We start from the raw sequence: 19,644 nt of genomic DNA, 5'->3' as shown, positions 1-19,644 counted from the left end.
ACATTTGATCTGTGTAGATCCCCCTTGCCCTTCGCTACGCGCCCAACAGCAGCCCCTGCTCCTTGGCACACAACTCCACCACGTAATCCCACAACACCCGCAACCGTACCGACTTGTGCAATTCGCGTCGGGAGCTGATCCAGTAGCTGCGCTGGATGCCCTCTTCCGGCAATAGCGGCACCAGGTCCGGGTCCCCAGCGGCGACAAAACACGGCAACACGGCAATCCCCAACCCCGAGCGCGCCGCCTGGTGCTGGGCGATGACGCTGGTGCTGTGGAATACCACCCGGGGGTTGCGGCAAAAGCTGCTGAGGAGTTTCAGTTCCTGGCTGAATAGCAGGTCGTCGACGTAGTCGATCCACGCGTGGGCGGCCAGGTCTTCGCGTTTCTCGATGGCTGGCGAACGCGCCAGGTAGCTGCGGCTGGCATAGAGGGCCAGGCGGTAGTCGGTGAGTTTGCGCGTGACCAGTTGATCGACGCTAGGGCGCTCCAGGTGGATGCTGATCTCCGCCTCGCGGTTGAGGATGCTGACAAAACGCGGCACCGCCACCAGTTCCACTTCCAGCCCCGGATAACGCTCGAACAGGCCGCCCATGCGGCTGGCAAGGAACATCACCCCCAAGCCTTCGGCGACCCCCAGGCGAATCTTGCCCAGGGGCGCGGCGGAGTGGGTCAGCTCTTCTTCGGCGAGCAGTGCAACGTTCTCCATGGCTTCGGCATGCTTGAGCAGTGCTTCGCCCGACGGCGTCAGTTCGTACCCCTGGGCATGCTGCACAAACAGCGCAGTGCCGAGGCTTTTCTCGATGGCCTCGATATGTCGGGCCACAGTGGCATGCGTGGTTTTCAGGCGCTGGGCGGCGGTGAGCAGGCGCCCGCTGCGCTGCAACTCAAGAAAATACCGCAGGTCATTCCAGTCGAACATGTCACCTCCCCTCTCGGCCATGAGCGCAGCGCTGTTTAAAAACGCACAGCAGCTGGGTAAAAACTAACATTTTTAAGACGAAAACTAACAACTAGGATGGAGCCAATAAGAAAAACAAGCGAGACCCCAGATGACTATTGCACCTGCGCAATACGATTACGTGGTAGTAGGCGCCGGCCCTGCGGGCTGCCTGCTGGCCAATCGACTGTCCGCCAACCCTGCCCATCGTGTGCTGCTGCTTGAAGCGGGCGGGCGCGACAACTACCCCTGGATCCATATCCCCGTCGGCTACCTGTTCTGCATCGGCAACCCGCGCACCGACTGGTGCTTCAAGACCGAAACCCAACCCGGCCTGCAAGGTCGTGCCCTGAGCTATCCACGGGGCAAGGTGCTGGGCGGCTGCTCGTCGATCAACGGCATGATCTACATGCGCGGCCAGGCCAACGACTACGATGGCTGGGCCGCCGAAGGCAACCCCGGCTGGGCCTGGGACGATGTATTACCGCTGTTCAAGCAAAGCGAAAACCATTTTGCCGGCGCCTCGCCCCTGCATGGCGACAGCGGCGAGTGGCGCGTGGAGCAGCAGCGCCTGCACTGGCCGATCCTCGACGCCTTCCGCGAAGCCGCCAAGCAAAGTGGCATCGCCAGCATCGACGACTTCAACCAGGGCGATAACGAAGGGTGTGGCTACTTCCAGGTCAACCAGAAAGGCGGCGTACGCTGGAATGCGGCCAAGGCGTTTCTCAAGCCCATCCGCCAGCGCGCCAACCTCACGGTGCTCACCGGCGTGGAAGTCGACCGTGTACTCCTGGAAAACGGCCGTGCCAGTGCGGTGGTGGGCCGCCAGCTAGGGCAAGTAGTGACCTGGAAAGCCCATAAGGAAATCATCCTGTGCGCCGGGGCGGTGGGTTCGCCCGGCATCCTGCAGCGCTCCGGGATAGGGCCTTCGAGCATCCTCAAGCCCTTGGGCATCGAGGTCCTGCACGAACTGCCAGGGGTCGGTGGCAATCTGCAGGACCACCTGCAACTGCGGCTGATCTACAAACTGGAAAACGCCCGCACCCTGAACCAGATCGCCGGCTCCGTGTGGGGCAAGATGGGCATGGGCCTGCAATACCTGTATGACCGCAGCGGCCCGCTGTCCATGGCGCCCAGCCAGCTCGGCGCCTTCGCCCGCTCGGGGCCGGAGCAGACTTCGGCCAACCTCGAATACCACGTGCAACCACTGTCGCTGGAACGCTTTGGCGAACCGCTGCACGCGTTCCCGGCATTTACTGCGTCGGTTTGCGACTTGCGCCCGCAGAGTCGCGGACGCATTGATATCCGCTCGGCCGATCCCGCGACGCCGCCATTGATCCAGCCCAACTACCTGAGCCATCCCGAAGACTTGCGCGTGGCCGCCGATGCCATCCGCCTGACCCGGCGCATTGTCGGCGCCCAGGCCCTGCGCCCCTTCAACCCGGTGGAATACCTGCCCGGTGAGGCCTTGCAAAGCGATGAACAATTGCAAGAGGCGGCGGCGCGGATCGGCACCACGATTTTTCACCCGGTCGGCACCTGCCGCATGGGCCCGGATAAAGACGCGGTGGTCGATGCCCAGTTGCGCGTGCACGGCGTGCCCGGCCTGCGCATCGCCGATGCCTCGATCATGCCGCGCATCACCTCCGGCAATACCTGCTCACCCACCCTGATGATCGCGGAAAAAGCCGCGCAACTGATTCTGTCCCCTCAAACAAGGAACCTCACCCCCGAAAGAGAACAGACAACACCGGCATGACCTGAAGGCGCGAGTTTGCTCGCACCTACAGGACAAGAGCGGCGCTGAAGTTGGCGCCGACAGTGGAACAACAATAAATAATCACTGTGAGGGCTACCCCATGTCAGAACGTGCTCAACCCCTGGACGCCTTGCCTGGCGCCACTGTCAGCAGCAAGGAGTCGCAAAAGGTCATCTTCGCCTCGTCCCTGGGGACGGTGTTCGAGTGGTATGACTTTTTCCTCTATGGCGCCCTCGCGGCGGTGATCAGCAAGCAATTTTTTGCCGGGGTCAACGACACCACGGCCTTTATCTTCGCCCTGATGGCCTTTGCCGCCGGCTTTGTGGTGCGGCCGTTCGGCGCGCTGGTGTTCGGCCGCCTGGGGGACATGATCGGACGCAAGTACACCTTCCTCGCCACCATCGTCCTGATGGGCGTGGCGACCTTCTGTGTGGGCCTGTTGCCCACCTACGCCAGCATTGGTATAGCCGCGCCGATCATCCTGGTAGTGCTGCGCATGCTCCAGGGCCTGGCCCTGGGCGGTGAATACGGCGGCGCCGCGACCTATGTCGCCGAGCACGCCCCCGCCGGCAAACGCGGCTTCCACACCAGCTGGATTCAATCCACCGCGACCCTCGGCCTGTTGCTGTCGTTGCTGGTGGTGCTGGCTTGCCGTTATTTCACGGGCGATCAGTTTGAAGTCTGGGGCTGGCGCCTGCCGTTCCTGCTGTCCATCGTGCTGCTGGGGATTTCCACCTGGATCCGCTTGAGCCTGCACGAATCCCCCGCGTTCCTGAAAATGAAAGAGGAAGGCAAGGCCAGCAAAGCCCCGATCCGCGAGTCGTTCGGTAACTGGCAAAACCTCAAGGTGGTGTTGATTGCGCTGTTCAGTATCAACGCCGGCCAGGCCGTGACCTTCTACGCTGCGCAATTCTATGTACTGTTCTTCCTGACCCAGTTCCTAAAGATGGACCCGGCCCTGGCCAATATGCTGCTGATCATCAGCGTGGTGATTGGCGCGCCGTTCTTTATCTTCTTCGGCTGGCTCTCGGACAAATGGGGGCGCAAGCCAGTACTGATGGTTGGCCTGCTGCTGGCCACCGCGCTGTACTTCCCGATCTTCAAAGGCCTGGCCCACTACACCAACCCGGCGATGGACCAGGCTAGCCGCCAGGCCCCGATCACCGTGCTGGCAGACCCGGCCACCTGCACCTTCCAGTTCGACCCGGTGGGCAAGGCGCGGTTTGACAGCCCATGCGACAAGGTCAAGACCTTCCTGGTCAAACAGGGCCTGCCCTACAGCAGCGAAGCCGCACCTGCCGGCAGCGCGGTGCAAGTCAGCATCGGCGATGTGCGCATCGACGGCTACGACGAAGACGCCCTGCGCGGCGCCGTGACCCTGGCCGGCTACCCGAAATCGGCAGACGTGGCCCAGGTCAACAAAACCATGGTGGTGGTGCTGATCGTCGCACTGATCCTGATCGCCGCAATGTGCTACGGCCCACTCGCCGCACTGATGGTGGAACTGTTCCCGACGCGGATCCGCTACACCTCCATGTCCCTGCCCTACCACATCGGTAACGGCTGGTTTGGCGGTTTCCTGCCAACCGTGTCGTTTGCCTTGGTGGTGTACACCGGCGATATCTTCTACGGGCTGTGGTACCCGGTGGTGATTACCGGGGTGAGCCTGATCGTCGGGCTGCTGTGCCTGAAGGAAACCAAGAACGTGGATCTGGATAAAAACTAATCTCCCGCAAACCCTGTAAATCCCTTGTGGGAGCGGGCTTGCCCGCGATAGCGGTGGGTCAGTCAATGAATGTACTGACTGGCCCCCCCCCTATCGCGGGCAAGCCCGCTCCCACATTGGTTTCCCGCCGCCCACACAAATTGCTGTATATCCATCCAGATAAAGGTTGCTCAATTGCCTTCTTTTGCCCATCCTTCGCCCATTCAACTGTGTAACGAATGGGCTGAGCATGCGGCTGTTCCTCTGTGAAAAACCCTCCCAGGCCAAGGATATCGCGGCCGTGCTCGGCGCCCGGCGCCGGGGCGACGGTTGCTGGCTGGGCACGGACGTCACCGTCACCTGGTGCATCGGCCACCTGTTGGAAACCGCCCCGCCCGATGCCTACGACGCCAAGTACAAGCGCTGGGTGCTGGCCGACCTGCCCATCGTCCCGGAAAAATGGAAGATGACGGTCAAGCCCAAGACCGCCAGCCAGTACAAGGCGGTCAAGCGCCTGCTGGGGGAAGCCCGAGAACTGGTGATCGCCACCGATGCCGACCGCGAGGGGGAGATGATCGCCCGCGAACTGGTGGAGCATTGCCGCTATCGCGGGCCGATCCAGCGCCTGTGGCTGTCGGCGCTCGACGATGCCTCGATCCGCAAGGCCCTGGCATCGTTGAAGCCTGGCGCAGACACCTTCAGCCTCTACCATTCGGCCCTGGGCCGCTCCCGCGCCGACTGGCTGATCGGCATGAACATGAGCCGCCTGTTTACCCTGCTCGGCCGTCAGTCCGGCTATCAAGGTGTATTGCCCGTTGGGCGGGTGCAAACCCCGACCCTGCGCCTGGTGGTGGACCGCGACCGCAGCATTGCCGACTTCGTCCCGGTGGCTTACTGGGCCATTGATGTTGAGTTGCTGCACCAGCAGATGCGTTTTATCGCGCAATGGCGCGCCGCCGACGATATCTGTGACGACCAGGGCCGTTGCCTCAACCCGGAGCGGGCACAACACGCGGCGACGGCGATGAGCAACGCGGCCAGCGCACGCCTGGTGAAGCTGCGCACCGAACGCATGCGCGAAGTGGCGCCCCTGCCCTTTGACCTGGGCACCCTGCAGGAAATCTGCTCGAAGAAACTCGGGCTCGGCGCCCAGGAAACCCTGGATATCGCCCAATCCCTCTACGAAACCCATAAGGTCATCACCTACCCGCGCAGCGACTGCGGTTACCTGCCCGTGAGCCAGCATGGCGACGCGGCGACGATTCTCGCGGCACTGGGCCGTGCCGACCCGGCGGTGAGCGCGTTGATGCCACACCTCGATGCGCAGCGCCGCTCCCGCGCCTGGAACGACGCCAAGGTCAGCGCCCACCACGGCATTATTCCTACCGGCGCCGGCAAAGATCTTGCGCAGTTGACCGGCAAACACCGCGCCGTCTACACCTTGGTCCGCGCCCGTTACCTGGCGCAGTTCCTGCCCAATCACGAATACGACCGCACCCAGGCGGACTTCGACTGTGCCGGCGAAGCCTTGCGCGCCGTAGGTAAAGTGGTGGTGGAGCCCGGCTGGAAGCGTGCGTTGCCCGAAGCGCTGGCCCCGAGCAAAGGTCGTGAGGCGCCGGCGCCGCAGCCTTTGCCGGCGCTGGTGCAAGGCCAGGATTACGCTGTGGCCAAGGTCAACCTCAAGGACCTGTGGACCCAGCCGCCCAAGCCCTTTACCGAAGGCGACCTGATCAAGGCGATGAAAAACGTCGCCAAACTGGTGCAAGACCCGCTGCTCAAACAAAAGCTCAAGGACACCACCGGCATCGGTACCGAGGCGACTCGGGCCGGGATCATCCAGGGCCTGCTGGACCGTGGTTACCTGATAAAAAACGGCAAGGCGCTGTCTGCCACACCGGCGGCCTTCAGCCTGATCGACGCGGTACCCAGGGCGATTGCCGATCCCGGCACCACCGCCATCTGGGAGCAGGCCCTGGACATGGTGCAGAGCGGTGAGATGAGCCTGGAAGAGTTTGTCGCCAAACAGGCCGCCTGGATGAGCAAGCAAGTGGCCCGCTGCAATGGTATGCAAATGACCATCAGCGGCCAGGCCAGCCCGGCAGGTCGTGGTGCCACCCCCTGGAAAAACAAACGCAAGCCGGCCAAGCGCAAGACCGCCGCCAGCCCGAAACGGGCGGTAAAACCGGCAAACAAGGGCTGAAATTGCAAAAAAAGTCAGGTAATGACGCTTTTCAAGCGGATATACGCCGCTTTGGCTCTTGCCCTGGCGCCAGCGGTCGAGGATTCTGTAGGCACTGCCTAATAACAAAACCGGGGTGGACACCATGAAGACCGTCGCACAACTGCTCAAGTCCAAGGACCAGAAGAATCAGGAAGTCCATACCATCCAGTGGAATCACACCGTGTTTGAAGCGTTGGTGGTGATGGCAGCGAAGAACGTCGGCGCCTTGCCGGTGGTCAAGGACGGCAAGGTCGTCGGCATCATCAGTGAGCGCGACTACGCGCGCAAACTGATTCTCCATGGACTGTCCTCGACGACCACCCAGGTCCACCAGGTGATGAGTTCCCCGGCAATCACCGTGGACACCCACAAAAGCGTCGAAGATTGCATGGGCATCATGACTGATGGCCACCTGCGCCACCTGCCAGTGGTGGAAGACGGAGAACTGCTGGGCCTGCTGTCCATCGGCGACCTGGTCAAGGAAGCCATCGCCGAGCAGGCGGCACTGATCCAGCAACTGGAACAGTACATCCGCGGCGAATAGCATTCCCCTAAGCACCACAAATCCAATGTGGGAGCTGGCTTGCCAGCTCCCACAGCAGCGCAACCCCTCGACTCCCCGGCACAAAAAGTGACGCCCAAGTCACCTTTCCCCAGCCCCCCCTCTCTTCTGCAGAAAATATGTAGTGAGCAAAAATAATCACTACATAACCGTTGACGTAACCATTTTGAGCTTGCATGATTCAAGCGTCTCCCGGATCGGGAGCGTTGGTAACAAGCGTTTTGAACAAGCTCGTCTGACCGCCGAGCTGTTTTTCCGGATGTGCACTGCCCACAAGGCAGATTGATGAAGCTGACCGGCCCGAAAGGATCGGTACAAGAAGCTCAAATGCTGCTTGTCTTCGTTATGAAACCATTGCGTAGCAGTTCATCAGAAACACTACATGCATCAGGTTCAAGACCCTGCCCGTATTTGGCAGACCGTTTCTGACGCCCGGTTTTCATAGCCGGAGACAACTAACGTGAATTAACGAATCAACTGAAGATCGCCAACTGGTCAAGGGGCTTACACATGAATCTGAACAACCAACCAACTATTGATGAATTGGCTGAGATGTTCGCAGCGCAGAAAGACACACTCGACGACCATATCCTGTGGATTGGCAAATCGGGCGAAGTGCAAATTGACTGCCTGGCGCCCCATACCGAAGAAGCCGAGTTCGACCGCAATAACCGTGAACTGGCGGCGCGCCTGAAGATGTACCGCCGCGGCCAGGGTTATGTTGGTAAAAAAGCAGCTGCCGATCGCAACTTTATCGAGCAGGTCTTCGATACACTTAACAATGCCTGGGAGTCGTTCAAGGACAACTCGCAAGTTAAAGTGATTGACCGCTACTACTAAGAATAACTAGACCTTTGTGGGAGCTGGTTTGCCTGGGATAACCGTTTAACGATCAACATAATTGTTGAGTGTTAAATAGCTATCGCTGGCAAGCCAGCTCCCACATTTGTTTGAGTCGACTTAAATCCCCGGGAATCGCCCCTTCCCCGCTTCGTCGCGGAAGATATCAAACAGTGCCTGCGCCGCCGCCGACAGCTCATGCCCAGGTTTGGTCAGCACCCCAATCGGCCGCTCGATCACCGGGTCACACAAGGTGATGCAACGGGCCCCCGCCTCTTCCATCTGCTGTGCGCACAATGCAGGCACGGCGCTGACGCCCAGGCCGCTGGCAACCATCTTGCCCACGGTTGCCAATTGATGGCTTTCCAACGCCACCGGCAGTTTCATCTGTAACGCGCCGAGGTGCTCCTCAAGCATCACCCGGACCGTGGAAGGCCGCTGCAAGGTAATGAACGGTTGCGCCAGCAGGGTTTTCCAGTCGATCGCGGTCATGTCCGCCAGCGGCGAGTCGCCGGGCACCACTGCGACAAAGCGGTCCAGATACAGCGGGGTGAAGGCCAGCGACGACCCCGGTGAAGGCTCAAACGCCACACCCAGTTCCACCTGGCGATCACGGACCATTTCCAGGACCTGCTCATTGATCAAATCGTGCACCGTGACATTGACTTGGGGAAACCGCGCACGGAACACCTTCAGGATCGGCGGCAGCAGGTTGCCGGCAAACGACGGCATCGCCGCCACCGTCACGCGCCCGCGCTGCAGGGTAAAACGCTGGCGCAGTTCATCCTCGGCATTGTCCCAGTCGGCAATCAACCGGCGAGCCAGGGGCAACAGGGATTCGCCTTCAGGGGTCAGCGCGACGTTGCGCGTATTGCGGCTGAACAGCCGCCCGCCCAGGCCCTCCTCCAGGCCCTTGATGGTCAGGCTCAGGGCCGACTGGGACAAATGCAGGCGCTCACAGGCGGCGGCAAAACTCAGGCTCTGGGCCACGGCAAGAAAGGCCCGCATCTGTTTAACTGTCATGACGCTGCTCCTACGGCTTGGCGATTGTGCTGTTTTTTAAATCAATCAACCTTAAAAAACAACTTAACAAATCAATCTGTCAGCGCAACACTCGAGTCACTGGCTGGACCACAAACAATAAAAGAGGTGCATATGGCAGGTTTCGATAAACGCGTGGCGTCCTATGAAGAAGCGCTGGCAGGCCTGGAAGACGGCATGACCGTACTCTCCGGCGGCTTTGGCCTGTGCGGCATCCCGGAAAACCTCATCGCCGAAATCAAGCGCAAAGGCACCCGCGACCTCACGGTGGTCTCCAACAACTGCGGCGTCGATGGCTTCGGCCTGGGTGTATTGCTCGAAGAAAAACAGATCAGCAAGGTCATCGCCTCCTATGTCGGTGAAAACGCCCTGTTCGAGAAGCAACTGCTCAGCGGTGAAATCGAAGTCGTGCTGACGCCCCAGGGCACCCTGGCCGAAAAAATGCGTGCAGGCGGCGCGGGCATTCCGGCGTTCTTTACCGCTACCGGTGTTGGCACGCCCGTCGCCGAAGGCAAGGAAACCCGCGAGTTCAATGGTCGCCCGTACCTGATGGAAGAATCCATCACCGGCGACTTCGCCATCGTCAAAGGCTGGAAAGCCGACCATTTCGGCAACGTCATCTACCGCCACACCGCCCAGAACTTCAACCCGCTGGCCGCCACCGCCGGCAAGATCACCGTGGTCGAAGTCGAGGAAATCGTCGAACCGGGCGAGCTGGACCCGGCGCAGATCCACACCCCTGGCATCTACGTCGACCGGATCATCTGCGGCACCTTCGAGAAGCGCATCGAACAGCGCACCGTCCGCAAATAATCTGCCCAGCCCGAACAATAAGAGGAACAGCACCATGGCTCTTACCCGCGAACAAATGGCTCAACGCGTCGCCCGCGAAATGCAGGACGGCTTCTACGTCAACCTCGGCATCGGCATCCCGACCCTGGTGGCCAACTACATTCCCGAAGGCATGGAAGTGATGCTGCAATCGGAAAACGGCCTGCTGGGCATGGGACCGTTTCCTACCGAAGACACCATTGATGCCGACATGATCAACGCCGGCAAGCAGACCGTCACCGCGCGTATCGGCGCCTCGATCTTCTCCTCGGCCGAGTCCTTCGCAATGATTCGCGGCGGCCACGTAGACCTCACGGTACTCGGCGCCTTTGAAGTGGACGTACACGGCAACATCGCCTCGTGGATGATCCCCGGCAAGCTGGTCAAGGGCATGGGCGGTGCCATGGACCTGGTGGCCGGCGCAGAAAACATCATCGTGATCATGACCCACGCCTCCAAGGACGGTGAGTCCAAGCTGCTCAGCCAGTGCAGCCTGCCGCTGACCGGTGCCCACTGCATCAAGCGCGTGCTGACGGACCTGGCGTACCTGGAAATCGAAAATGGCGCTTTTGTCCTCAAGGAACGCGCACCTGGCGTCAGCGTTGAAGAGATTGTGAGCAAGACCGCCGGTAAACTGATCGTCCCGGACCACGTTCCAGAAATGCACTTCCAGTGAGGACAGATTCCATGCAAGACGTCGTGATTGTTGCTGCCACCCGCACCGCCGTGGGCAGCTTTCAAGGAGCCCTGGCCGGCATCCCGGCACCGGAACTGGGCGCCGCCGTGATCCGCCGCCTGCTGGAGCAGACCGGCCTGGACCCTGCGCAAGTGGACGAAGTGATCCTCGGCCAGGTCCTGACCGCAGGTTCGGGCCAGAACCCGGCACGCCAGGCGTCGATCCTTGCCGGCCTGCCACACGCAGTGCCCAGCCTGACCTTGAACAAGGTCTGCGGCTCGGGCCTCAAGGCCCTGCACCTGGGCGCACAGGCCATCCGTTGCGGTGACGCCGAGGTGATTATCGCCGGCGGCATGGAGAACATGAGCCTGGCCCCGTACGTGCTGCCCGCCGCCCGCACCGGCCTGCGCATGGGGCACGCGAAGATGGTCGACAGCATGATCACCGACGGCCTGTGGGACGCGTTCAACGACTACCACATGGGCATCACCGCCGAGAACCTGGTGGACAAGTACGGCATCAGCCGTGAAGCCCAGGACGCCTTCGCCGCTGCCTCCCAGCAAAAAGCGGCCGCGGCGATTGAAGCCGGGCGCTTTGCCGATGAAATCACCCCGATCCTGATTCCCCAGCGCAAGGGCGACCCGATTGCCTTTGCGGTGGACGAGCAGCCCCGCGCCGGCACTACCGCCGAATCCCTGGGCAAACTCAAACCGGCCTTCAAGAAAGACGGCAGCGTCACCGCCGGCAACGCGTCGAGCCTCAACGACGGCGCCGCCGCCGTGTTGCTGATGAGTGCCGATAAAGCCAAGGCCCTCGGCCTGCCGGTGCTGGCGCGTATCGCCAGCTACGCGAATGCGGGTGTCGATCCGGCGATCATGGGCATTGGCCCGGTGTCCGCGACCCGTCGTTGCCTGGACAAGGCCGGCTGGCAGTTGGCCGACCTGGACCTGATCGAAGCCAACGAAGCCTTCGCCGCACAGGCGCTGGCAGTGGGCAAGGAACTGGAGTGGGACGCGGCCAAGGTCAACGTCAATGGCGGCGCGATTGCCATTGGCCACCCGATTGGCGCCTCAGGCTGCCGTGTGCTGGTGACCCTGCTGCATGAAATGCTCAAGCGCGACGCCAAGAAAGGCCTGGCGACCTTGTGCATCGGCGGCGGCCAGGGCGTGGCACTGGCCCTTGAGCGCGACTGATTCAACGAGCAACATGAAAGAGGCCCGGCTCCACGAAAAGCCGGGCCTTTTTTTGCCTATTTGATTTGCGAACCCCCTCCAATGTAGGAGCTGGCTTGCCTGCTCCTACATTAGATATCTAGCGTCCATTGGATTGCGGCACGGCAAATACCGCGGTGGCCCGCACCACCACCTTTTCCCCCACCTGCAAGCTGACCGTGGCAAACGCCATCTGCCGTCCGCGCTTGTGGTGCTCCAGTTGCACCTCGATCCACTCCCCCACCTGCACCGCCCCCAGATAATCGAGGGTCATGCTCGCGGTAATCAACGGCAACGGCGGGTCGCTGGAAAACGCCATGGCATACCCCATGCCGACATCCGCCAGGGTCGCCAGCACGCCGCCATGCACCGTGCCGCGCCCGTTGGCATGGCGGTTGTCGGCGCGCAGACCCAGTTGCAACTGCAGGCCTTCGCCACGGCAATACACCGGCCCCAGCAAATCCAGGAGCGGGCTGCTGCGGGGCAAGGGAATAAAGCCTTCAGGGACGTGAGTCATGGTGGATCTTCCTTGTGACCGGGCCTGAGGTTTAACCTGCTCCGGTGGATGCAGCCAGCATGATCAACCGGGTAAATCAGTGACGATAAGCCTGCTCCCGCTTTGCGTTCGCCGGGCAAACCGGCTTTAATCGCCGCGCACTTTATCCCGCACACTTGAAGGAACCGTAATGCGCCACCTGGAAGGCAGATCTACTGCATTGATGTTATTGGCCGCCCTGCTGCTCGGCGGCTGTTCGCCCAAGGAGTATTCCGAGTCGACGCCGATCAATGGCGAACAGGGCCGGGCCGGCGCGCTGCTGGCCTATGAACACGAGTTGAGCCTGGCGATGCCGCTGGCCCTGCTCGCGCCGCGCATGCAGGCCACCCGCCAAGCCTGCGAGTCGGCACAGTTCGGCGCCTGCAACATCCTGCGTATCGAAGAGAACAGCGACGGCGGCACGATCGTGTTGCGCATCGCCCCCAGCGGGGTCGAACCCTTGGTGAAGATGGTGGCCGAGGGTGGGCAACTGGGCCAGCGCATCACCAGCGCCGAAGACCTGGCCGACGCGGTGGCCGATGTGCGCCGTCGCCAGGAACGTTTGCAGGCCCAGCAAAAACGCCTGGATGAACTGGCGGCGCGCAAGGACATCACCGTGGGTGACCTGATCACCCTGACCAAGGAACAGGCCTCCATCGAAAACGAGCTGCAGGAACTGGCGCAGATCGCCGCCGGCCAGCAACGGCGCCTGGACACCAACCGCGTGACCTTGAACTTCAGTCCATCCGACGGCGAGCATCAGCAATCACGTTTTGCGCGGATGTTCGGCAACCTCGGCGACAACCTGGTCGACGGCACCGCCGATGCCCTGGAACGCTCCAGCTACGTGCTGCCGTTCGTGATCCTCGCCTTCCCGGTGTTGTGGCTGTGGGTCTGGTTGTGGCGCAAGCTGGTCAAGCGCCGCCCCTGACCTCAGCGCTTCATGCAGCGCTGGTAACGCTCATCCACGCGCTTGGCGAACCAGGCCGTGGTGAGGTTACGGGTGATCTTCGGGCTCTTGAGCACAATCCCCGGCAGGATCGCCCGTGGCAGCGGCTTGCCTTCGGCTTTCTCGGCCAGGGCAAACACTCGCTGGTACAGGGTGGTCTGTTCAAAATCCAGGCGATCACCCTGCTCCAACTGGCTGCGAATGCTCGGGTTGCGCATGTCCAGCTTCTTGCCCAGTGAGCGCACCGCCAACTCCGTGGTGCCGGGCATGATCGAGCCATAGCGGATCAAATCGCCATCCAGCGCCAGGCGGGTCCCGGAAGCACGGCTGACCGCGGCCTGGAACGCGGCATTGCGGCTGGCGTACCAACCGGCGTTGAAGTCGGCAAAGCGGTACAGCGGCTGCTCGTAGCTCACCGGGTAACCCAGCAAATGGGCAATGCCGAAGTACATGCCGCCACGCCGGGTGAACACTTCGCGGCGAATGCTCCCGTCTACGGTGTAGGGATAATTACGCGCCTGCTGCTCTGCGAAGGCAATGCTCACCTGCATCGGGCCTGCGGTATGCACTGGGTTGAAACTGCCAAACAAGGTGCGGCCCAACGGCACTGTGCCGATAAAGTCGTCAAAGATCCCACTCAGGTCCTTCTCGGTACGCGCAGCGCTCAGGCGGTCGGCGTAGGACTTACCCGTAGGCGAGCGCAGTTGCAACGCGGTGCGCACCAGCACGGCCGGCACATGCACCTTGGCTGCACGCTTGAGGATTTCATCCTGGGCGATCTTGCCCATGTTCGGCACCGGCGGGTCGACCTGATAGGTGGACTCTTGCTCGGTGACCGCCAGCACCGCACAGATATTTTCGGTGCTGGGGTAGATCTTCTGGCTGTCGAGCGCCGTGTAGATATCCTGGGCCCAACCGGCACGATCCGGCACCCTGGCCGGCATTAGTCGCACAATCTGCGCCTTGACCTCGGCCTCACTGCGTTCGGGGAGTTGCTGGCTGCGTTGGGTCGAACAGCCGGCCAGCACCAATAAGGCGGCCAGGCCGAGAGTCAGCCGGGATGAAAGCATGCGGGGGGTGTCCTGTGAGTCGCTGAAAGTGCCCACTATCTCACAAACCCACGCCCACCCCCTGCAGGAGCGGGCTTGCCCGCGATGGCGCCCTCAAGCCGGCTCCCACAGTACATGCGCTGGGATCAGATACCGGCGAGCGCCAGGTCCATCGCAAAGTAGGTAAAGATCAGGTCCGCACCGGCGCGCTTGATCGAACCCAGGGTTTCGCGCACCACCCGCGCTTCGTCGATGGCGCCGGCCTGGGCGCCGAACTTGATCATCGCGTATTCGCCACTGACCTGGTACGCCGCCACCGGTAAACGCGAGGCTTCGCGGATGTCGCGGATGATGTCCAGGTAAGCACCGGCCGGCTTGACCATCAGCGAGTCGGCCCCTTCCTGCTCATCGAGCAAGGATTCGCGCACGGCTTCGCGGCGGTTCATCGGGTTCATCTGGTAGCTTTTGCGGTCGCCCTTCAGCGCGCTGCCACCCGCCTCGCGGAACGGGCCATACAGGGCCGAAGCGAATTTAGTGGAGTACGCCATGATCGGGATATGGCTGAACCCGGCCGCATCCAGCGCCCGGCGAATGGCCTGGACCTGGCCGTCCATCGCGGCCGACGGCGCGATCACATCGGCACCGGCACGGGCTGCCGCCACCGCTTGCTTGCCCAGGTTGGCCAGGGTGCGGTCGTTGTCCACTTCATTGCCGTGCATCACGCCGCAATGGCCGTGGTCGGTGTATTCGCAGAAGCAGGTGTCGGACATCACGATCATTTCCGGCACCGCGTCCTTGCAGATCGCCGACATGCGCGACACCAGCCCGCGCTCGTTCCAGGTATCGCTGCCGCTGGCGTCCAGGTGATGGGACACGCCGAACGTCATCACCGACTTGATCCCGGCACGGGCAAAGCGCTCGATTTCACTGGCCAGTTTTGATTCGGGGATGCGCATCACGCCGGGCATGCTGGTGATCGGCACGAAGTCGTCGATTTCTTCTTCGACGAAAATCGGCAATACCAGATCATTGAGGGTGAACTCGGTTTCCTGGAACAGGCTGCGCAGCTCAGGGGAACGGCGCAGGCGGCGGGAACGGGCTTCGGGGAACTGACTGGACATGGGGTTTCCTACAAAAAAGGCCAGGGCACGTGGCAAGGCCGCTAGCTTAAGGGCGAAAGCTTATGCCCGGATTGACCGAGAGCACAAATACGGCGGCCATAACGGTGTTTTGCCATTCACGTAACAATGCGGTCTAGGCTAAACAAGCAGGAGCAGCAACGAGTGACCTGTAGAGACCGAGCTGCCCCCTTCCCCACAGGTGCGTTACTGCGTTACAGGCTCAGGCGCCCTTCGATACACAGCGAGACGGCGCCGCCGATCCAGATCTCATCGCCCTGCTGCTGCACGCGAATACGCCCGGCGCGGCCGATGGCCGTGCCCTGGCTGACCACGTATTCGCTGGGGGCCAGGCCCGCACCGAGCAGCCATTGTGCGACACCCGCGTTAAGGCTGCCGGTGGCCGGGTCTTCGGGGGCGCCGTCACCGGCAATAAACGCGCGCACTTCAAACTGCGCATCCACCTCGTCGCGCGTCGGGTCGCACGGAGCAACCACGCCCACCGCCAGCCCGAGCAGTTTTGAATAGTCCGGCTGCAACTCCAGCACCGTCTGCCGGTCCGTCAACATCAGCGCCAGCCAACCGGCGCCGTTATCGACCCACTGGCTGCGCACAATCGCTTCGGGCTCAAGGTTGAGCGCCAGGCGCACACGCTCCAGCAACTCGGCATCCAACGGCCCTGAACGCAGCAAGGGTGGCGCGATAAACGCCAGTTCCTCGCCCTGGCGACGGATGCGCACCAGGCCGATCTCGCATTCCTGGATGATCTCGTCGCCCTGGGGCACACCACCGGCCTGCAGCCACGCCCGGCAACTGCCCAGGGTTGGGTGGCCGGCGAACGGCAGCTCCTGCACGGTGGTGAAAATCCGCACCCGGTAATCCGCACGCGGGTCGCGCGGTTGCAGCAGGAACGTAGTTTCGCTGAGGTTGGTCCACTTGGCGAAGTCAGCCATCTGCTGGTCACTGAGGCTATCGGCGCCCAGCACCACGGCCAGCGGGTTGCCCTTGAGCGCCACGCTGCTGAACACGTCCAGTTGCTTGAAATCAAAAGTCGGCATGGGTCAGCTCGGAATGTTCAGGCCACGGATCACCGCCGGCCGGGCGACAAAGCCATCCAGCGCGCGCAGTACATTGGGGAAGTCGGTGATGCCCACCAGATCGCCCGATTCATAGAAGCCAATCAGGTTGCGGATCCAGGGAAAGGTGGCGATATCGGCGATGCTGTACTCATCCCCCATGATCCAGCTGCGGCCCAGCAGGCGTTTTTCCAGCACCTCCAGCAGGCGTCGGGCTTCAGCGGCATAGCGGTCGCGGGGGCGCTTGTCTTCGTAGGCCTTGCCGGCGAACTTATTGAAGAAACCGACCTGGCCGAACATCGGCCCGATCCCGGCCATCTGGAACATCAGCCATTGCAGGGTTTCGTAGCGCGCGGCGGGTGCCTGGGGCAGTAGTTGCGCGGTTTTCTCTGCCAGGTAAATCAGGATCGCCCCCGACTCGAACAACGCCAGGGGCTCACCGCCGGGACCGTTGGGGTCGATGATCGCCGGGATCTTGTTGTTGGGGTTCAGGGACAGAAACTCGGGCGAGAGTTGGTCCTGGGTATCGAAGCTGACCTTATGCGCCTCATAGGCCAGGCCCACCTCTTCGAGCATGATCGAGACTTTGACCCCATTGGGCGTCGGCAACGAGTACAGCTGCAGGCGTTCAGGATGCTCGGCTGGCCATTTGGTAATAATCGGAAACGCTGCAGCTGAAATCATCGATATACCCCAAGGTGAGAAAAACCCATGATAGCCATCCGGCGGCGCGCCTGCATCGGTCTTCAATTCGCAACATGCGCTGGTTAATCTCTTGCACCAAGCGAACCAAAACGCCCTGGCGCACTCTTAGAAGCGCTTGAACGGTTGAATGGAGGCATACCGCCATAACTGTCACGGAAAACCGCACGTTGCTTGGAGCATCGCTGTGGCTGGGCCTTCCAGCCTTGATCCGACGCACCGAAGACTCGACCACTAATGAAAATCAAGCCTTTGTGCCTTGGCAAACGTTTCAAAAAATATGCTTATTTCCTGGTGCCAACGGTGTTCGTCGGCGGTGCCTTGATGCTGGCTTTCGAAGCCCGCGAAAGCAGCGCCGAGCCGAAGAACGGCGTGCAAACCCTGGTGTTCCTGCGTCATGGTGAAAAGCCTGTCGGCGGCCTGGGCCAACTCAATTGCCAGGGCCTCAACCGCGCAATGAACCTGGCCACGGTATTGCCGGAAAAATTCGGCGCTGCCGACTTTGTGTTCGCGGCCAACCCGACGCGCAATGTCGAGGAAGGCGAGTTCGACAATTCCTACAGCTACATTCGGCCATTGATGACCATCAGCCCCAGCGCGATCAAACTCGGGCTGCCGGTGAACATCGAGTTTTCGGCCAACGATACCAGCGACCTGGCTGACGAATTGATGGAGGACAAGTACCACAACTCCACCATCTACACGGCCTGGTCCCATGGCTACCTGCCGGAATTGATCAACAAGGTGGCCAGTGAAGCGGTCGGTGAGAAGTACACCATCACCGAAGACTGGTCCGGCGGCGATTTCGACACCCTGTACGTGTTGACCCTGACCTGGCAGAACGGCAAGGCCAGCCTGCTCAGCCGCAACTACAAGCAAGGCCTGGATAACGGCTTGCAAACTTGCCCGGATGCAACGCACGTAGCCGCCGACACCTGACACCGGGACCGCGTATGATGCGTCGCTATCGACTTATCTGCGGATCTTGACCATGTCTAACCTCACCTCTGCCAGCCCTGCTCGCGGCTGGTCCTTCTGGTGGAAACCGGCGCTGTTCCTGTTGGTGGCCTGCGTCGGCCTGTATTACGTGAAGTGGTCGCCCTACTACTTCAAGGCCTTTGTCGCGGCCGACAGCCACAGCATCGGCAACTCGATTCTCAATGACCAGCAGGGCTCGCCATTGGCGGCCGCCCTGGCCTATGCCCAGGTGTATTTCCTGGCGATCTGGAAAGCCGCCGTGCTGGCGGTGATTCTCGGTTCGTTATTGCAGGTGCTGATTCCACGGGACTGGCTGTTGCGCCTGTTCGGCCGTGCCGGGCTGGGCTCCACGGTGCGTGGCGGGCTGTTCGCCTTGCCGGGCATGATGTGCAGTTGCTGCGCCGCGCCGGTGGCCGCCGGCATGCGTCGTCAACAAGTGTCGGTGGGTGCAGCATTGGCGTTCTGGATGGCCAACCCGGTGCTCAACCCCGCGACCCTGGTATTCATGGGGTTTGTGCTGGGCTGGGACTTTGCCGCCCTGCGCCTGGTGGCCGGTGTCGTGCTGGTGATCGGTGTCGCGCTGATCGCCCAACGCATCGCCCGCCCCGAGCAGGTGCCCCAGGTAGCACTGGAGGCCGTGGCCGACGTCAGCGGCACCGAGACCCAGCCGTTCCTCAGCCGCTGGCTGCGCACCTTGTGGCAGTTGTTCTGGAGCACCATCCCGATCTACATCCTGGCGGTGTTGCTACTGGGCGCAGCGCGGGTGTGGCTGTTCCCACACGTGGACGGGGCGATGGCCGACAGCCTGCTGTGGCTGGTGCCCCTGGCGATCGTCGGCACCCTGTTTGTGATCCCCACCGCCGCAGAAATCCCGATTGTGCAGACCATGATGGCCCTGGGGCTGGGCACCGGGCCAGCGGTGGCACTGCTGATGACCCTGCCGAGCGTGAGCCTGCCGTCGCTGTTGATGCTGCGCAAGGATTTCGATACGCGGGTGCTGGTGACGGTGGCCGGGCTGACCATGCTGATGGGTGTGGTGTGCGGGTTGGTGGCGGTGGTCGTCCTTTAGGAAGGGTTGACTGTCAGGGCCTCATCGCAGCATAGGTATCTACACAACTCTTTTATCTAGTGCTTGTTGGGTTTGTGTACATATCCGTTGCTGCGGTCACGGCGGCTATTGGTTCCGCCCTTACGGCGGGTCACTTTCGAAGAGCGCGAAAGTAACCAAAGCGCTTTTGCCCCACCACTCGGTGCCTCGCCTAGGCTCGGCATGCCCGCAGTCAGGCATTGCTCCGTGGGCCCGCCGCGATCGGCCATCCATGGCCGTGTCGCGGCTACCCCGGCATCCATGCCGGGGTGCCCACTGTGCAATACCTGCCTGCGGCCATCGTGGTTTAACGGGGCGCCTAAGATCAAGATCAAAAGCCAGATCAAAAGCAGAGCAACAGCAA

Annotated in this window: 18 protein-coding genes; 11 read left to right on the top strand and 7 right to left on the bottom strand. The window is 61.7% G+C overall.

Annotation, left to right across the window (positions count from 1 at the left end; genetic code table 11):
* Positions 1–34: 34 nt before the first annotated feature.
* On the bottom strand, positions 35–922 hold the full coding sequence (locus HBR93_RS25315; RefSeq protein ID WP_057439441.1) for a LysR family transcriptional regulator: 888 nt from the start codon (positions 920–922) through the stop codon (positions 35–37).
* A gap of 130 nt (positions 923–1,052) precedes the next feature.
* Between HBR93_RS25315 and HBR93_RS25310 the strand changes: the two genes are divergently transcribed.
* The 5 genes from HBR93_RS25310 (at position 1,053) to HBR93_RS25290 (ending at position 8,027) form a co-directional block, all read left to right on the top strand.
* Positions 1,053–2,699, top strand: a complete 1,647-nt coding sequence (locus tag HBR93_RS25310; protein ID WP_169961327.1) for a GMC family oxidoreductase N-terminal domain-containing protein — start codon at positions 1,053–1,055, stop codon at positions 2,697–2,699.
* Positions 2,700–2,799: 100 nt separating this feature from the next.
* Entirely contained in the window at positions 2,800–4,425 is a 1,626-nt protein-coding gene (locus HBR93_RS25305; protein WP_169961326.1) for an MFS transporter, read from the top strand.
* Positions 4,426–4,654: 229 nt separating this feature from the next.
* Complete coding sequence (locus HBR93_RS25300; protein WP_057439444.1) at positions 4,655–6,604, top strand: DNA topoisomerase III; 1,950 nt, start codon at positions 4,655–4,657, stop codon at positions 6,602–6,604.
* Between the two features lie 124 nt (positions 6,605–6,728).
* Positions 6,729–7,169 carry a CBS domain-containing protein gene (locus HBR93_RS25295; RefSeq protein ID WP_057439480.1) on the top strand — a complete coding sequence of 147 codons (441 nt, stop codon included), beginning with the start codon at positions 6,729–6,731 and terminating at the stop codon, positions 7,167–7,169.
* A 528-nt stretch (positions 7,170–7,697) separates the two neighbouring features.
* On the top strand, positions 7,698–8,027 hold the full coding sequence (locus HBR93_RS25290; protein ID WP_029296579.1) for a hypothetical protein: 330 nt from the start codon (positions 7,698–7,700) through the stop codon (positions 8,025–8,027).
* Between the two features lie 120 nt (positions 8,028–8,147).
* On the opposite strand, the gene HBR93_RS25285 is transcribed toward HBR93_RS25290, so the two are convergent.
* A complete protein-coding gene (locus HBR93_RS25285) occupies positions 8,148–9,050 on the bottom strand; it encodes a LysR family transcriptional regulator (protein ID WP_057439445.1) in 903 nt (300 codons plus the stop codon).
* A 132-nt stretch (positions 9,051–9,182) separates the two neighbouring features.
* Here HBR93_RS25285 and HBR93_RS25280 point away from each other — a divergent pair, with 132 nt between their 5' ends.
* From HBR93_RS25280 to HBR93_RS25270, 3 genes are read left to right on the top strand one after another with little or no spacing between them, the layout of a single operon-like run.
* Positions 9,183–9,881, top strand: a complete 699-nt coding sequence (locus tag HBR93_RS25280) for a CoA transferase subunit A (RefSeq protein WP_010211319.1) — start codon at positions 9,183–9,185, stop codon at positions 9,879–9,881.
* A 34-nt stretch (positions 9,882–9,915) separates the two neighbouring features.
* Positions 9,916–10,575: a CoA transferase subunit B gene (locus HBR93_RS25275; protein WP_057439446.1), complete on the top strand. Its 660-nt coding sequence runs from the start codon at positions 9,916–9,918 to the stop codon at positions 10,573–10,575.
* Positions 10,576–10,586: 11 nt separating this feature from the next.
* Positions 10,587–11,768: an acetyl-CoA C-acetyltransferase gene (locus tag HBR93_RS25270; protein ID WP_057444130.1), complete on the top strand. Its 1,182-nt coding sequence runs from the start codon at positions 10,587–10,589 to the stop codon at positions 11,766–11,768.
* Between the two features lie 118 nt (positions 11,769–11,886).
* On the opposite strand, the gene HBR93_RS25265 is transcribed toward HBR93_RS25270, so the two are convergent.
* The gene (locus HBR93_RS25265; RefSeq protein WP_057959114.1) at positions 11,887–12,303 is read right to left on the bottom strand and encodes a PaaI family thioesterase; all 417 of its coding nucleotides are present in this window, start codon (positions 12,301–12,303) and stop codon (positions 11,887–11,889) included.
* A gap of 169 nt (positions 12,304–12,472) precedes the next feature.
* On the opposite strand from HBR93_RS25265, the gene HBR93_RS25260 reads away from it, so the two are divergent.
* Positions 12,473–13,252 carry a DUF4349 domain-containing protein gene (locus HBR93_RS25260; RefSeq protein WP_057439448.1) on the top strand — a complete coding sequence of 260 codons (780 nt, stop codon included), beginning with the start codon at positions 12,473–12,475 and terminating at the stop codon, positions 13,250–13,252.
* Positions 13,253–13,254: 2 nt separating this feature from the next.
* Here the strand turns inward: HBR93_RS25260 and HBR93_RS25255 are convergent, their stop codons facing one another.
* From HBR93_RS25255 to HBR93_RS25240, 4 genes are all read right to left on the bottom strand, one after another.
* Positions 13,255–14,340 carry a DUF1615 domain-containing protein gene (locus HBR93_RS25255; RefSeq protein ID WP_115128543.1) on the bottom strand — a complete coding sequence of 362 codons (1,086 nt, stop codon included), beginning with the start codon at positions 14,338–14,340 and terminating at the stop codon, positions 13,255–13,257.
* Positions 14,341–14,465: 125 nt separating this feature from the next.
* Positions 14,466–15,440, bottom strand: coding sequence for a porphobilinogen synthase (gene hemB, locus HBR93_RS25250; RefSeq protein ID WP_057959111.1), 975 nt, complete (start codon positions 15,438–15,440; stop codon positions 14,466–14,468).
* Positions 15,441–15,652: 212 nt separating this feature from the next.
* Complete coding sequence (locus HBR93_RS25245; protein WP_169961325.1) at positions 15,653–16,495, bottom strand: PhzF family phenazine biosynthesis protein; 843 nt, start codon at positions 16,493–16,495, stop codon at positions 15,653–15,655.
* A 3-nt stretch (positions 16,496–16,498) separates the two neighbouring features.
* A complete protein-coding gene (locus HBR93_RS25240; RefSeq protein WP_057439451.1) occupies positions 16,499–17,197 on the bottom strand; it encodes a glutathione S-transferase N-terminal domain-containing protein in 699 nt (232 codons plus the stop codon).
* A 255-nt stretch (positions 17,198–17,452) separates the two neighbouring features.
* Between HBR93_RS25240 and HBR93_RS25235 the strand changes: the two genes are divergently transcribed.
* Together HBR93_RS25235 and HBR93_RS25230 are read left to right on the top strand one after the other, a co-directional pair.
* A complete protein-coding gene (locus tag HBR93_RS25235; protein ID WP_057439452.1) occupies positions 17,453–18,154 on the top strand; it encodes a hypothetical protein in 702 nt (233 codons plus the stop codon).
* A 52-nt stretch (positions 18,155–18,206) separates the two neighbouring features.
* Positions 18,207–19,262 (top strand): permease, encoded by a 1,056-nt coding sequence (locus HBR93_RS25230; protein WP_057439453.1) that lies wholly within the window; start codon positions 18,207–18,209, stop codon positions 19,260–19,262.
* Positions 19,263–19,644 lie beyond the last annotated feature (382 nt).

Source organism: Pseudomonas sp. WS 5411 (assembly GCF_012985595.1).
GTDB lineage: Bacteria > Pseudomonadota > Gammaproteobacteria > Pseudomonadales > Pseudomonadaceae > Aquipseudomonas > Aquipseudomonas shahriarae.
Note: the sequence above shows the minus strand (reverse complement) of the source record. Positions and strands in the feature narration are given on the sequence as shown.

Coding starts and splice junctions, on each gene's coding strand:
- HBR93_RS25315 (WP_057439441.1), bottom strand. CDS start 922: ATGTTCGACTGGAATGACCTGCGGTATTTTCTTGAGTTGCAGCGCAGC.
- HBR93_RS25310 (WP_169961327.1), top strand. CDS start 1,053: ATGACTATTGCACCTGCGCAATACGATTACGTGGTAGTAGGCGCCGGC.
- HBR93_RS25305 (WP_169961326.1), top strand. CDS start 2,800: ATGTCAGAACGTGCTCAACCCCTGGACGCCTTGCCTGGCGCCACTGTC.
- HBR93_RS25300 (WP_057439444.1), top strand. CDS start 4,655: ATGCGGCTGTTCCTCTGTGAAAAACCCTCCCAGGCCAAGGATATCGCG.
- HBR93_RS25295 (WP_057439480.1), top strand. CDS start 6,729: ATGAAGACCGTCGCACAACTGCTCAAGTCCAAGGACCAGAAGAATCAG.
- HBR93_RS25290 (WP_029296579.1), top strand. CDS start 7,698: ATGAATCTGAACAACCAACCAACTATTGATGAATTGGCTGAGATGTTC.
- HBR93_RS25285 (WP_057439445.1), bottom strand. CDS start 9,050: ATGACAGTTAAACAGATGCGGGCCTTTCTTGCCGTGGCCCAGAGCCTG.
- HBR93_RS25280 (WP_010211319.1), top strand. CDS start 9,183: ATGGCAGGTTTCGATAAACGCGTGGCGTCCTATGAAGAAGCGCTGGCA.
- HBR93_RS25275 (WP_057439446.1), top strand. CDS start 9,916: ATGGCTCTTACCCGCGAACAAATGGCTCAACGCGTCGCCCGCGAAATG.
- HBR93_RS25270 (WP_057444130.1), top strand. CDS start 10,587: ATGCAAGACGTCGTGATTGTTGCTGCCACCCGCACCGCCGTGGGCAGC.
- HBR93_RS25265 (WP_057959114.1), bottom strand. CDS start 12,303: ATGACTCACGTCCCTGAAGGCTTTATTCCCTTGCCCCGCAGCAGCCCG.
- HBR93_RS25260 (WP_057439448.1), top strand. CDS start 12,473: ATGCGCCACCTGGAAGGCAGATCTACTGCATTGATGTTATTGGCCGCC.
- HBR93_RS25255 (WP_115128543.1), bottom strand. CDS start 14,340: ATGCTTTCATCCCGGCTGACTCTCGGCCTGGCCGCCTTATTGGTGCTG.
- hemB (WP_057959111.1), bottom strand. CDS start 15,440: ATGTCCAGTCAGTTCCCCGAAGCCCGTTCCCGCCGCCTGCGCCGTTCC.
- HBR93_RS25245 (WP_169961325.1), bottom strand. CDS start 16,495: ATGCCGACTTTTGATTTCAAGCAACTGGACGTGTTCAGCAGCGTGGCG.
- HBR93_RS25240 (WP_057439451.1), bottom strand. CDS start 17,197: ATGATTTCAGCTGCAGCGTTTCCGATTATTACCAAATGGCCAGCCGAG.
- HBR93_RS25235 (WP_057439452.1), top strand. CDS start 17,453: ATGAAAATCAAGCCTTTGTGCCTTGGCAAACGTTTCAAAAAATATGCT.
- HBR93_RS25230 (WP_057439453.1), top strand. CDS start 18,207: ATGTCTAACCTCACCTCTGCCAGCCCTGCTCGCGGCTGGTCCTTCTGG.